Source organism: Sporosarcina limicola, assembly GCF_014873855.1.
GTDB classification, from domain to species: domain Bacteria; phylum Bacillota; class Bacilli; order Bacillales_A; family Planococcaceae; genus Sporosarcina; species Sporosarcina limicola.
In genome coordinates, this window is sequence record NZ_JADBEL010000040.1 from 1 (window position 1) to 12,707 (window position 12,707).

General features: G+C 34.8%; 15 protein-coding genes and 3 pseudogenes. 8 read left to right on the forward strand and 10 right to left on the reverse strand.

All coding sequences use genetic code 11. The features are described from left to right. Positions 1-156 precede the first annotated feature (156 nt). The 9 genes and pseudogenes from H4683_RS19380 to H4683_RS19420 all read right to left on the reverse strand — a co-directional run bounded on the left by H4683_RS19380 (position 157) and on the right by H4683_RS19420 (position 7,071). Entirely contained in the window at positions 157-1,317 is a 1,161-nt protein-coding gene (locus H4683_RS19380; protein WP_225942242.1) for a DUF3800 domain-containing protein, read from the reverse strand. An 84-nt stretch (positions 1,318-1,401) separates the two neighbouring features. Then, a pseudogene (locus tag H4683_RS19385) lies at positions 1,402-2,004 on the reverse strand (toprim domain-containing protein); the annotation flags it as partial. Positions 2,005-2,168: 164 nt separating this feature from the next. After that, on the reverse strand, positions 2,169-3,233 hold the full coding sequence (locus H4683_RS19390) for a DUF4238 domain-containing protein (RefSeq protein ID WP_192600481.1): 1,065 nt from the start codon (positions 3,231-3,233) through the stop codon (positions 2,169-2,171). A gap of 64 nt (positions 3,234-3,297) precedes the next feature. Continuing rightward, positions 3,298-3,876, reverse strand: coding sequence for a hypothetical protein (locus H4683_RS19395; protein ID WP_192600482.1), 579 nt, complete (start codon positions 3,874-3,876; stop codon positions 3,298-3,300). 46 nt (positions 3,877-3,922) lie between these two features. Continuing rightward, positions 3,923-4,717, reverse strand: a complete 795-nt coding sequence (locus H4683_RS19400) for a hypothetical protein (RefSeq protein ID WP_192600483.1) — start codon at positions 4,715-4,717, stop codon at positions 3,923-3,925. 163 nt (positions 4,718-4,880) lie between these two features. Continuing rightward, positions 4,881-5,483 (reverse strand): annotated as a pseudogene (locus tag H4683_RS19405) (toprim domain-containing protein); the annotation flags it as partial. A gap of 149 nt (positions 5,484-5,632) precedes the next feature. Beyond that, on the reverse strand, positions 5,633-5,956 hold the full coding sequence (locus tag H4683_RS19410) for a 2OG-Fe(II) oxygenase (RefSeq protein WP_192600485.1): 324 nt from the start codon (positions 5,954-5,956) through the stop codon (positions 5,633-5,635). Next, positions 5,937-6,494 (reverse strand): methylated-DNA--[protein]-cysteine S-methyltransferase, encoded by a 558-nt coding sequence (locus H4683_RS19415; protein ID WP_192600486.1) that lies wholly within the window; start codon positions 6,492-6,494, stop codon positions 5,937-5,939. Before H4683_RS19415 ends, H4683_RS19410 begins: the two co-directional genes overlap by 20 nt. Further along, a complete protein-coding gene (locus H4683_RS19420) occupies positions 6,478-7,071 on the reverse strand; it encodes a bifunctional transcriptional activator/DNA repair enzyme AdaA (protein WP_192600487.1) in 594 nt (197 codons plus the stop codon). The genes H4683_RS19415 and H4683_RS19420 overlap by 17 nt, the downstream gene beginning before the upstream one ends. A gap of 145 nt (positions 7,072-7,216) precedes the next feature. On the opposite strand from H4683_RS19420, the gene H4683_RS19425 reads away from it, so the two are divergent. The 8 genes and pseudogenes from H4683_RS19425 (at position 7,217) to H4683_RS19455 (ending at position 12,091) form a co-directional block, all read left to right on the forward strand. Beyond that, positions 7,217-8,128 (forward strand): DNA-3-methyladenine glycosylase family protein, encoded by a 912-nt coding sequence (locus H4683_RS19425; protein WP_338062504.1) that lies wholly within the window; start codon positions 7,217-7,219, stop codon positions 8,126-8,128. A 15-nt stretch (positions 8,129-8,143) separates the two neighbouring features. Beyond that, positions 8,144-8,305, forward strand: a complete 162-nt coding sequence (locus H4683_RS22245; RefSeq protein WP_338062505.1) for a hypothetical protein — start codon at positions 8,144-8,146, stop codon at positions 8,303-8,305. Beyond that, positions 8,302-8,427 (forward strand): Ada metal-binding domain-containing protein, encoded by a 126-nt coding sequence (locus H4683_RS22250; RefSeq protein ID WP_338062506.1) that lies wholly within the window; start codon positions 8,302-8,304, stop codon positions 8,425-8,427. The genes H4683_RS22245 and H4683_RS22250 overlap by 4 nt, the downstream gene beginning before the upstream one ends. A 246-nt stretch (positions 8,428-8,673) precedes the next feature. Beyond that, positions 8,674-9,955: pseudogene (locus tag H4683_RS19435) on the forward strand (APC family permease). After that, on the forward strand, positions 9,939-10,529 hold the full coding sequence (locus tag H4683_RS19440; RefSeq protein WP_192600489.1) for a bifunctional transcriptional activator/DNA repair enzyme AdaA: 591 nt from the start codon (positions 9,939-9,941) through the stop codon (positions 10,527-10,529). Before H4683_RS19435 ends, H4683_RS19440 begins: the two are co-directional and overlap by 17 nt. Positions 10,530-10,575: 46 nt before the next feature. Beyond that, positions 10,576-11,220 (forward strand): hypothetical protein, encoded by a 645-nt coding sequence (locus H4683_RS19445; protein ID WP_192600490.1) that lies wholly within the window; start codon positions 10,576-10,578, stop codon positions 11,218-11,220. A 59-nt stretch (positions 11,221-11,279) separates the two neighbouring features. Next, positions 11,280-11,591, forward strand: coding sequence for an SDR family NAD(P)-dependent oxidoreductase (locus H4683_RS19450; RefSeq protein ID WP_192600491.1), 312 nt, complete (start codon positions 11,280-11,282; stop codon positions 11,589-11,591). A 50-nt stretch (positions 11,592-11,641) separates the two neighbouring features. Continuing rightward, positions 11,642-12,091, forward strand: coding sequence for a helix-turn-helix domain-containing protein (locus tag H4683_RS19455; protein ID WP_192600492.1), 450 nt, complete (start codon positions 11,642-11,644; stop codon positions 12,089-12,091). 215 nt (positions 12,092-12,306) lie between these two features. Here the strand turns inward: H4683_RS19455 and H4683_RS19460 are convergent, their stop codons facing one another. Beyond that, positions 12,307-12,657 carry a winged helix-turn-helix transcriptional regulator gene (locus H4683_RS19460; RefSeq protein WP_192600493.1) on the reverse strand — a complete coding sequence of 117 codons (351 nt, stop codon included), beginning with the start codon at positions 12,655-12,657 and terminating at the stop codon, positions 12,307-12,309. Positions 12,658-12,707: the final 50 nt, after the last annotated feature.

The following is a 12,707-nucleotide window of genomic DNA, read 5'->3' on the forward strand; positions in this document are numbered from 1 at the left end:
TCAGTGGTAAACACGTTGGCAATGAGTGGTACAATTCGTGGCAATCGCTGGTACAAACTATGGCAGAAGTGGTACATTCTCTTGGCTGTAATCATAAATAGTTGTGCGAGATATTTTCAATTCTTTTCTAACATTCTTTCATTTTTTAAGTTCGTTCTACACAGGTTCTTTAAAACCCATTAGTATATCAAATTTATTATTCAATTCTTGATTCATTGACATATTTCTAAAAGCCCCATTTTTTTCATAGGATTTATGAATCAATGATTTTAGTAGATCAAAACCCTCTGTTTGATACTTATTCAACGAATAATAAACATATTCAACATCTTCACTTCTAATTGGTTTAATAAATTCAAACAACTTCCCAAGCATTCCAACAGTTATATCTGATAATTGAATAAAAATATTATTATGTGACTTAATAAAATTATAGTTTTCTAGCCTATTTCCATGTAGAATCATTGTATGCATTTTATTTTCTACCTCAACTTCTTCGTCAAAAAAATGGAATGAATTCTTAAACATATATATATTTCTTTTATACATAAGATAATATTCTTCAATAATAATATTATCTTTATTATTAATTAAAAATAGGGGCTCCTTGTATTTATTTTCTTGAAATAATTTTATCAAAAAATCTTTATACTTTAAATAATTGCTACTCAAATTATTAGTAGATTCAATACTGTCTATCATGTCATCAAAAAATGATACACTTTGCTCACTGCGTATATTTGGATAGTTATAGCGTTCAAAAATTTCAACAAAACTCTCTGTATTATTGTATACGAATTGGTATAGTAAAGTTTTAAAGAAATTCGTTTTTTGTAGATCTCCATTAAAATCAAACAGTGAATCAACAATGTCTACAATTGCGTAATATAAATTATCCATCATGGCGTAATGTATATAAATATCATATTTTAGAAGCCATGTTAAATAATCACGCATTTTTCTTCCAGAAATACATTTTAGAAAATCGCTTCCTTGGCTGCATACATTTTTAAGTTTAATTTCTTTAATTTGTGGCTGGATTTTCAATTTATCCTTTAAAGAATTAAATGATGATTCTATTTTCTCTTTATTATCCATATCTAAAACCACGCCACCTAAAACAAAATCCTTATTTTTATCAATATTTAAATGTCCGTCTTTTATTCTGAATTTCCTACAATTGTTTGTCTCGTCATAATAAAAGATACTTTTTATATCGAAATCCAGAGTAGAATCAAAATATTTATAAAAAGCAATAGCCTGTTTCCTCAAATCACTATAATCCATTTCTATTACCCTTTCGTTACTTATTGACATACTTTATTCCACCTCATTTTCTAATTTAATTTTTATTTCGCCCAATTAATTCGAATTTATGCCCGTACTTTTTTATGGATACAATTGAACAAGCCCAATCGAAAACACGTCTTTAATCCCACGTCCTTGTAACAGCAACGAGTACAGTCGTGAGCCATTCATCCCCACAAGCCAATCACTAATTTGACGGGCTTTCGCTTCCTCATACATGAGAAGGTCTTTGCGGTTATCCTGCAAGTTGGAGAAACCTTTCCGTACTTCATCCACTTCGAGTGAATTGATCCATAACCGTTTAATCGTTTGGTTTTTGGCACCTGTTTGATAGTAAATACTATAGAAAATATTCGATCCTTCGCGGTCCACGTCACAGCCATTAATGACCGTATCCGTCCCTTTAATGAGCTTCTTCACAATCGTAAACTGCTTGTATTTCCCCTTCGCCACCTGAAACTCATAGCGTTCCGGCAGAATTGGCAAACTGTTCAATGACCATTTTGTCCACTTTGGATCGTATGCTTTCGGTTCCTTCAATTCGACGAGGTGGCCAATACCCCATGTGATATAAGCACCCTCCGGGAAAATAGGAGAAGGCAATATTTCCAAATAACCTTCATGTCGTTTAACAGAAAAAGCATCCGCGTAAGCCTTCGCTTGGGATGGTTTTTCAGCTAGGATGACCGGTTTCATGATAGCACCTCTTTTCTTTATACGGTGAAACGTTAGTTCTTATATTTGTATTATCGCATAAATGGGGGAGGTTATCTAATTAGTGTAAATAGTACATTTCACATAAAGCTAAATAATATGAAAATCAGTGTCTTCACTATTAAGATTTTTTACAGAGCAATTCTTCATTTGAAATAAAGTGATAAGTTTTTTTCTTTTAATATATATCCTTCGGTGCAATTTTTTCTAAGAGCCTCATTGTAATAAAAAACCCTATTCTTATTTAGATAGTTAACTCTGTAGAACTCTGTGGGAATAAGTGAACTGTTCTTTCGTATAGCACACAAAATCTTATTATTGATAGGAAAAACATACTCAGTCCTGTTGGCTGAGTTTTGAAGTCTGCATACGGGATTGTCGGAAGTGATAAATTCTGTATCCAATGGTGCAATAAGCAATTCAACAGTTAATTCATTTATAATTTTATTAGCTTCTACTATAATAGGACCTCGGTCATTTAAAAACTCATAGTAATACTTCAATAAAATGTTGTGAATAAACTCTTTGTATTCCGTATCAAGAAAAGAATAGAGCCTGTTTTCTTCTGGAATTTTCATCGTTTTTAAAGAGCTTAAGTTAACTATATCTAAAAGCTCCTCGTATATTTCCATGAAAACTGGATGGCTAGGTGAAGTTCTCCACTCTAATGAAACCATGAACTTTATTAATTCACTACGCCGGACAGCTTTAATACTTGAAGAATATCGATTGCGTATTAGTTGACCTAATATATCCTCTACGATTGAGTTCCAAAAATTTTCATAGTAGTAATCCCAACCAGCTTCAATGTCTCTAACGTGAATATTTAAAATTTCTTTTTTAAGGCTTTGTTTTTTTTCTTCTGATACTTTCGTTCCGTTTAATAGATAGATATCCCACTTGTCATAGCGAGAAAAGTGATCATTTAATTCTAAAGGGTGGGTTAGGACTTGGTTTTCAAGCACCACCCGATATCCCGATAATGGTTTGAAAAACTTTTTACAATCCTTTTTTGTTCTATAAAGTGCGCCAGCTCGTCTAGAATAAAAGTAATCTATTCCTGCAAGCCTTTTGGTATTGCGAGTCCAATCTTGATCTATATTTTCATCGTTCTTTGCAATAAAATAAACAGATGACTTACCATGCTTCCAACCTCTCATATATGTTTGGGGAACGAGGTGATGGAAAACAGCATCAGTATCTAAATCCATGTTACTCCTCCTAAATCGAGACTTATGAGACAGATTAGTAAGTTCCTTGAGCCATATATAATCTTCAACTGCTTTTTATCACTTGAGAATCTATAACGTTCTTCATCATGTGTAACGAGAATTTCACCCCATTTTTTTCAGGGAGAATATCTTTTAAATATATATTTTCACCTTTTTCGTATCCTACTGGAAAAGTGATTGTGAGATATGTCATTAGCTTTTTTTCTATTTCCCAAAATCTGTACTTTACTTCCTTCCCTCCAGCGTGCTTTTCTAAAAACTTATCTATAGTAAGCCCTTTCCGATACCAATTTATTATCTCTTTATTAATATATACTTCATCCCAGTTATCGAAAAACGGGAAATGTGCAAATATATTCCTAATGAATTTAAATAGTTCACTAGCTATTACGGATTCCATTGGTGGCCTAGTCTCTTCGATGTGTTTAATGAACCACGTTATGGGGTCATAATTCAAGATTTCAGTATATATTGCAAAGGCTGTATTAACCTTCGTAAATCGATAGTGTGGATCTTTCAGCCAGAAATTGTCCACTCCAATTTCGTCATAGATATCGTAAAATTTGTTGTAAGCTAAATTTAAGAATTTAATTTCTGCAGAAGTCGGTCTTAAATTTGTCATTATAATAGTGAACCCCCCTTTTGTTTTAGCTTAGTTAAATCATTCACTATAAGAAAGTCGAGTATGATTTTTCATCAATAGTGTTTATTTCTAAATGGTATTTGGAAACAGCATGCGTATCAGTTTGGATTACAATTTCATTCAGTATGTTGATAGCTTTATATAGGTCATCAACCGTAAGTTTTCTAAGTGAACCAAGTCTAAAGTCACAATCTGGTGTTGCCCGTATATATTTTTCGTCTACTATACAGCGATTATGTATAATAATATTTCTAATAGCAATAAATTCAACAACTAGTTTTCTATAGTCATCCTTTACAGTCAAGGGAATCCCATTCGTAATACACCATTCTTCAATATTACCAAACCCTTTATTGGCTAAAGTTGAAATTTTACTTTCAATTACTTCCAGAATCAGAGTGTCTAAAGACTCTCCTTTTAAAAGTTGGGCAATAGAAATAGTTGGTTGATTATTATGCAAAATCTCAGGTTTTACTCGCAAAGTTTCACGAACTAGGCTAACTATGTATATTTGAAAGTTATCAATGAGTCTGCTGAAAATCATTTCAATAAATTCCTGTGAATGTTTTCTTAGTTGTTTAATATTTTTTCCAGGGGTATTATTCATTAAATCAACAGGGTTTTTTTCAATTTCTTCTTCAGTGATCATACCATCTATTAATTCCAGAGACTTTTTTGCGTGATAAGGAATATAATCGACAATTAAAACGGTGTCAATTATAAAAAAGAAAAAATTTATATCATTTATCATAGAATCATAGTAACTTATTGATGAGTTTGTGCCTGATATAGGTAATTGTATTTCAAGTTTTACCTCCACGAATATCCCCTCCAAAAGTCATTTGAATTCATTCTAAAGTGCAAAGTGTAGATTAAATACTAAGTGAACTCTCTATTTCCCCCTATTAAGTACGGGTGAAATTAGTACAAGTCATTACTCGCATGTGTTTACAAATTACGCCCGTTTCTTTCAACGGATACAATTGCACTCGTCCAATTGAAAATACTTCCCGAATCCCGCGTGCCTGCAACAGTAGCGAATAAAGGCGCGAGCCGTTCATACCAACGAGCCAGTCACTAATCTGACGGGCTTTCGCTTCCTCATACAGAAGAAGATCTTTTCGGTTGTCTAGCAAATTAGAGAAGCCTTTTCGTACTTCATCGACTTCTAGCGAATTAATCCAAAGACGTTTAATTGTCTGACCTCTTGCACCAGTTTGATGGTATATGCTATAGAAGATATTCGAACCTTCGCGGTCAACGTCACATGCGTTAATAACGGTATCTGTTCCTTTAATAAGCTTTTTCACAATGTTGAACTGTTTACTTTTCCCTTGGGCGACTTGGAACTCATAGCGTTCAGGCAAAATAGGTAAACTTCCAATCGACCACTTTTGCCATTTCGGATCATAGGCATGTGGTTCTTTTAGTTCGACGAGATGACCGATTCCCCATGTGATGTATGCACCTTCGGGGAAAATGGGTGAGGGGAGAATCTCCAAAAAACCTTCGTTACGCCTAACAGAAAAAGCATCCGCATATGCTTTCGCCTGGCTTGGTTTTTCAGCTAAGATAACCGGTTTCACAACAGCACCTCTTTCATTTATGCGATAAAACGTTAGTTCTTGTAATTGTATTATCGCATAAATCGAGGGGGTTTCCAAATCCATGATTAGGGGCTAATCCTACAAGCATTTAGACATGTTAGTATATACGTAAGCGTCATATTTGACGGTTACGGATAAAGGGCTTCTTTACCTTTGTAACTGAGCCATCGATTAGCTGCATTCGCAAGCTCAGGATAGAAACTTTCCCGAAGCTGCTGTAACTCTGCCGGCAAAGTATAATCGTAATATTTATATTCACCTTCGCCAAAACGATATCTTTTCATATTGATTGTCGTACGAAAATTTGCATTGTCTTCATACGTTTGCATCATTTTCTCTCGTTGTACTTTATCCAAAATCATCGAGAGTTTTGCGAACCCCAAATTATCCAACTGTTCGTGTATATTTCCCCAATTCAGAGATACAATTCGGTCATGAATACTTGTAATCATCTATTATTTCGCCTCCATTTTCCCCTTGTTTTTCTAGCCCTAATAGTTGTTCCTTCATTCCCGATCCACCCCTGTAACCCGTCAATTTTCCGCTTTTGGCGATGACACGATGACAAGGAACCGTAATTAATGCAGGATTAGATCCAATAGCTGTTCCTACGGCACGGACCGCGTTCGGTTTTTGAATCTGTTCGGCTATATCCGTGTATGAAACCGTCTGACCATATGGGATTTCCTGCAACGCTGTCCAGACAGATTGTTGAAATGCTGTACCATGAAGATCCATTGGCAATGTGAAATCTTTACGTCGCCCTTGCAAATAATCAATTAGTTCTGTTGCATATGGCTTCAATATATCCACATCTTCCGAAAGTACATAACTAGGGAGTCGTTTCTTCACCCAGGAGGTAAGTTCTTCAAATGGGGCATTTTGTGAACCGACATAACAAAGTCCTTCTGTTGTTGCCGCAATATACACCGTCCATTGCCCATGTTTCAGTAGCATCCAATCCACGATATTTTCAATTTTTTTCTCCATCTTTTTGCTCCTTCATTATTGTTTTTTGGTACTGTTTTGGTGTTTGGCCAGTTCTATTTTTAAATAATGTAATGAAATAGGGAGGATTCGGTAGTCCAACAGCAAAACCGATTTCTGCGATAGATTTACCGCTTGTTTTAAGCTCTTTCATTGCATTCACAATTCGTACTTGTTGGATGTATTCCATAGGCGTCAGCCCTACGACTCTCTTAAATGTCCGTTGCAAATGATAGGGACTTCCATGACACATGTCTGCTAGTATTTCCAACGATAACGGTTTATTATAATTCGTGTTTATATATTCTTTGATTTGAGTGACCCATTCTTCATCTGGCAGACGTATACCTCCGGGTTTACATCGTTTACAAGGACGAAATCCTTCAGATATGGCCTCATTCACATTATTAAAAATGCGAACGTTCTCTTTTTTAGGAACTCTCGACTTACAAGAGGGGCGACAACATATACCTGTTGATTTTACCGCGTAAATAAAAACCTTATCATACGATTTGTCATTTCGCGTAATCGCTTGCCATTGTTCATCAGTCAATCGCATAACGTCTTGATTGTCATTCATGGGACCACCTCATTTCTACTTGTAGTATACCCGTATTTTTTCGTTAATAAGGGCTTTTAGGGATGTAAACGCAAGATAACGAAATATTTGATTGCAGTAATATGATACAACTAAGTGTGTAGGCAATAGGAAGGAGTGTTTATTTGTGGTAGCTAATCAAAGTGTGGATTTAGTTATAAAGGTTCCAAAAGAATTCAGCTTTAAAGAAAATAGTAGTTATATGCAGCGATCTTCAAATGAGTGCATGTTTGAAATCCGGGATGATAAGGTCGTGAAGGTAATACCTACCGCCGATAACGTTTCATTGGTCGAGATTAGTGAAAGTACTGATGGAAATCTTGTCCTTCGTTTTTTAGGGGACACCTATCCAGTAAATAAAAAAGTACGTAACGAAGTGGAATTGTATGTGAGGGAATGGTTTGATCTGGATAATGATTTAAAGCCTTTTTATGAAATGGCTAAAAATGACTTGTTGCTACAAAAAGCTATTGATGAATTTTATGGATTACGTAACGTGGGGATTCCAGATTTATTTGAAGCATTGACTTGGGGAATTCTCGGGCAGCAGATCAATTTGACATATGCGTACACATTAAAAAGACGCCTTGTCGAAACATTTGGAAAGTCGATTGAATGGGAGGACCGTCAATATTGGATTTTCCCTGAAGCGAAAGACATTGCCAATCTTACAGTTGAAGATCTAGCCCCGCTAAAAATGACGATAAAAAAATGTGAATACCTTATCGGGGTTGCGCAGCTTATTGTTGAAGGAAGTATTTCAAAATCACTTGTAATGGGGAATGGAAACTTTAAAGAAGCAGAAAATATGCTTGTCAAAATCCGTGGTATCGGTCCATGGACTGCAAACTATGTATTAATGCGTTGTCTTCGATTCCCGAACGCTTTTCCAATTGCTGATGTCGGTTTGCATAATGCGATTAAACATTTAACAGGTGCAGAAGAGAAGCCAACGAAAGAAGAAATATTGAAAATAGCTGCCCCTTGGGAGGGCTGGGAATCCTATGCAACTTTCTATTTGTGGAGATTCTTGTATTGAAACAGAGTTGATCAGATGAACAGACGTAACGAAAAAAAGTATCTGCTCCTTGGAGCTGATGGAGTCCCTTACCAAAGTGTAAAATCAGGAACAATTGTAGGCTATCGGAGAGCGAAAATCTATGGTCGATTAGATTGTTCTTCCGCATTGCGGGCGATTGCAAAGGGGGCTATGTGAAACAGCGTGTTTTCTTCGCAGATGAACAGACTGCGATCGCCGCTGGTTATCGACCATGTGCTGTTTGTCTTCCTGAAAAGTATGCATTGTGGAAAGCCATACAAAGAAAGGAGAACGGATGATAAAAAAATTTCACGACAGTTCAATATCCCCTTTAATTTCGGATTACGAAAAAGAAATGCTTAAACAAGTTTCTTCTCCTATATTTCATACAAAAGCTGAATAACATATTCATTTTGTTACGGATTGTTGAATGAAATATAATGAAAATGCTTTTGATTGCTTTAGTAAATGAATTAAAACGCAAAAAACAGGAAGAATTTCTCACCCCTTTACTAGTACACTGAATCTATAAAAGGGGTGGGACTGTGAACAATAAATCTATTGGATTATTTCAAGGAATTGCATTATACATTGCAGCTATACTAGGATCGGGTGTCCTTTTTTTATCGGGGTTAACAGCCTCGATAGCCGGACCCGCATCTATTGTCTCCTGGCTTATCGTAATTTTAATTAGCTTTCCGCTTGCTTATTCCTTTGCTAGCTTGGCTAGAGAGTATCCTGATTCCGGTGGAGCAGCAACCTTTGTTAGAAAATCTTTCGGATATCATCTTGGCAATATGGTTGGGTGGTTTTACTTTGTAACAGCAACGGTTGGTCAAACCATTGTATCCTTAACTGGAGCTTTTTACGTCAGTCAGGCATTTGGATTTTCAAATTTCGGAACAACTTTAATTGCGGTTTTTATTTTGGTGATTGCGGGTATTTCAAATTATTACGGCGTAAATGTCAGTGGTAAAGTTGCCTTGATTTTAAGTTCGTTATTACTGATTCTTTTACTGGTAGCTGTATTTTTGTCACTTCCAAGAATACAATGGGGGAATTTCACTCCTTTTGCTCCAAATGGATGGTTTTCTGTTGGGAGTGCTATAACGGTTATCTTTTGGTCGTTTTTCGGTTGGGAGGCGATTTGCAGTCTGGCTGAGTATTTTAAAAGGCCCGAAAAAGACATTGTCAAAGGATCAATTATTAGTGTAATTGTTATTGGCTTATTATTTATAGCGTTAAGTCTTGTAACCATTGGAACGGGCACATATGGGAGTCAAGAAAGCAACCTATCTCCTATTGGGGTTATAATGGGCGATACAGTAGGAGTGGGCGCCAAAATTGTCACTGCTATTATAGCGTTAATTATTTGTACAGGGACATCAAATGCTTTTGTAGCCAGTCTAACGCAATTAGGCTATTCATTAAGCAGGGATGGTGCTTTTCCAAAACTTTTTTCAATACGCCATATAACTACTCAAATCCCAAGAAGGATGGTATTGTTTGTTATCTGTTTTTCGGTAACAGGTGTTTTAGTGACGAAGGCATTATCACTGACGTTTGATGATATTTTATTCATTCCGACCTCTCTTGGGATTCTAGTTTATGTTCTTTCAATGGCAGCTGGTGTTAAATTATTTAGGAAGAACACATCAGCATGGTGGGCATCATTAATCTCTTTGATTCTATGTTTGCTGGTGATTCCATTTTTTAAATTGTATATATTTGTTCCATTAATTGTCGTGGCTTTATATGCGATTTATATGATTATAAGTAAGAAGATTTCTGAGGGGAGGATTAAAATGTAATGAAGGATCAAAATAACCTTTCCAAGGATACGATGTGGAAAGCAACAATATCATGTGATCCAGCGTATGACGGGATATTCTTTTACGCAGTAAAAACAACCGGAATTTACTGTCGACCTTCTTGCAAATCTAGGGTTCCCAATGAAGAAAATGCATCCTTTTTTTCATATGCGGAAGAAGCAAAAAGGGCTGGCTATAGACCATGCAAAAGATGCCGACCAGATTTAAATTGTATAAATTATGATCCATTTGATTTCATTTTAGAAGATACTATGCTATTGATAAAAAATAACTATGATCAAAATATGTCTTTACATGACATCGCATCAAGTGTAGGGGTTAGTCGTTTTCATTTAAATCGGATTTTTAAAGAACGAACTGGGTGCACTCCACGAATATATTTAGAAAAGATCAGGGTCAGGAAAGCGAAAGAACTTCTTTTAATAACAAACTTTAATAGTACTGAGATTGGATACAAAATCGGATATCAAAGCATTTCTAGCTTTTACAATGCATTTAAAAAAAATACAGGATTTTCACCGACTCAATTTCGTGTTTGCCATGCTGAAAATATTGTCAATCAAGAATGAAATAATAAAGTATCGTATTTTGAATCCCTTGATACAATGAAATCAAATGAAACGTGCTTTTATTAACTTAGAATTTTTAAATGTAAAACAAGCTGGATTTATGCTAAATGATATCAGTAAAATCATGGATGAAAAATTGGCTGATTATGAAATGAGTATTTTAATAGAACAAAAACTTAATCTGGAAATAGACAAAATAAAAGCTTCCAACAAAGTAATAGAACAATTAGAAAGCCTTAATAATATGGTTATTAAACCAGAAAACGAGCACAAAAGAGAATACTTAGAAACTATGTTTGAATATGAATACAGCTTAGCGCCAAATGAAAATATATGTGTGGCATTGAATAATTTGGAGGGAATTTCGAAAGAGTTAGAGATGGTGGAACTAAAGGACAAAATTATCAAGTATATACTGAATAATGATCAAATAATCCCTGTAAGCATTGCTCTACAAGTAGAAAGTCAGATATTTAATTCATCTCAAACAAGCTATTTTGGCTTTGAAACCATACAGTGCTACTCCGAAATGAATCCATACGAAGAAGAGTCAGTTTTGAAGATAAAAGAAATCCTAGATAATAATGAATTAAACATGCCTCAACCCTATATTTATGAACGAATCCTAAATCCTGATGATTATTTATATTCATCGAAGCGTCTTTCGACATTTATTTTTCCTTCAATGTAATTGACCTTACCCTTAGGGTAACCTTTACACTATGTTTATAAGATGAGGAGGACAATATTATGAAGAAAAGTAAATATGCATTAGTAACGGGAGCATCCAGGGGGATAGGGAAGGCGGTCGTAATACAATTCGCAAAAGATGGATTTGATTTGTTATTGTATTACAATCAAAATACAGAAAAAGCGAATCTGGACAAAAAAGATATCGTGGCAATCGGTGGTCAAGAACCGGTAGTGTCTAAGATTAAGGAGCAACTTTTAAGTTGCAGCTTGCAATCACTTGATTCTTACCTTAATAATCCTGATTTACTGCGAATTTCCGAAGAGCAACTTTTAAGTTACAACCTGCAATCACTTGGTTCTTTTAAATAAACTTATAGTATTTTAAACTAAACTCAAGCCATCAGAAAGGAGGTAAATCCTTGGATGAATTTCATACTCGAATAAAAGAGGAAAGAGAAAGAATTGGATATACTCAAAACGATTTAGCTGATAAATTAAATATTAGCAGACAATCAATCTCGAAGTGGGAACGTAACATAGGTTATCCAAATATCGAAACTTTAATTGAAATAAGCAAAGTATTCGATATAACAATCGATGAATTATTGAAAGGAGATCAAACTTTGAAAGAGAAGATAATTAAAGACGGCAAACACTTAAAATACCCCAAACTAAAGCTTTTCTTTGATATACTGCTCATCATCGGAATTGTTATTGTAATTATTAGCGCACCAATTACACTTTTTTTAACACCAATTGCATTGATACCTGGTGTTAATGGAATTTTAATGGGTTTAATTGGATGGGTAGGTATTTTTTCACTTCTAAAAGATACGCTCAATATGTATTCCGATTTCCTTTTTGTGTAAACTAACAGTAAAAATCTTATAATAAATCATTGACCTCCTTCAGAAACTATACAAAATATTTCTAAGGAGGTTAACCGTTATGTTTTAGAACTTCTAATACTCTCCTTACTATTTTTGGGGATTTTTTATTCTTCTGTCATATTTAGTTTGTATGCGTTTCAAAATAACCGAAAATTATTCAGTGTTTAATTGAATAAAAAAGAAAAAGTTATTATTTATTTATGATTACAATAAATCGGTCCATCTCTCTCTATATCCCTAACAACCGCATACTGATAACCCCACTCACACATTGTGTGTAATACTGGTACAAATGATTCACCTAACTCCGTTAAACTGTATTCTACTTTTGGTGGTACTTCTTTAAATACCTCTCTTCTGACAAGCCCATCCTTTTCTAACTGCTTTAGTTGATCTGTTAAGACTTTTTGTGTAATACCCGGTATTAATATATAAAAATCTTTTGTCCTAACTGAATCTTGGCTCAAGAAAAAGAGGATTAAGCACTTCCACTTTCCACCTGCAATGTTCATAAAAATATTGATGCCAGTATTATGACTAACCATGTTCGGCTCCTCCCAAATAGGTACTTAAAAGTGGCTATACCACATTATTG

Coding starts and splice junctions, on each gene's coding strand:
- H4683_RS19380 (WP_225942242.1), bottom strand. CDS start 1,317: ATGTCAATAAGTAACGAAAGGGTAATAGAAATGGATTATAGTGATTTG.
- H4683_RS19390 (WP_192600481.1), bottom strand. CDS start 3,233: ATGGATTTAGATACTGATGCTGTTTTCCATCACCTCGTTCCCCAAACA.
- H4683_RS19395 (WP_192600482.1), bottom strand. CDS start 3,876: ATGACAAATTTAAGACCGACTTCTGCAGAAATTAAATTCTTAAATTTA.
- H4683_RS19410 (WP_192600485.1), bottom strand. CDS start 5,956: ATGATTACAAGTATTCATGACCGAATTGTATCTCTGAATTGGGGAAAT.
- H4683_RS19415 (WP_192600486.1), bottom strand. CDS start 6,494: ATGGAGAAAAAAATTGAAAATATCGTGGATTGGATGCTACTGAAACAT.
- H4683_RS19420 (WP_192600487.1), bottom strand. CDS start 7,071: ATGAATGACAATCAAGACGTTATGCGATTGACTGATGAACAATGGCAA.
- H4683_RS22245 (WP_338062505.1), top strand. CDS start 8,144: ATGAACAGACGTAACGAAAAAAAGTATCTGCTCCTTGGAGCTGATGGA.
- H4683_RS19440 (WP_192600489.1), top strand. CDS start 9,939: ATGAAGGATCAAAATAACCTTTCCAAGGATACGATGTGGAAAGCAACA.
- H4683_RS19445 (WP_192600490.1), top strand. CDS start 10,576: ATGAAACGTGCTTTTATTAACTTAGAATTTTTAAATGTAAAACAAGCT.
- H4683_RS19450 (WP_192600491.1), top strand. CDS start 11,280: ATGAAGAAAAGTAAATATGCATTAGTAACGGGAGCATCCAGGGGGATA.
- H4683_RS19460 (WP_192600493.1), bottom strand. CDS start 12,657: ATGGTTAGTCATAATACTGGCATCAATATTTTTATGAACATTGCAGGT.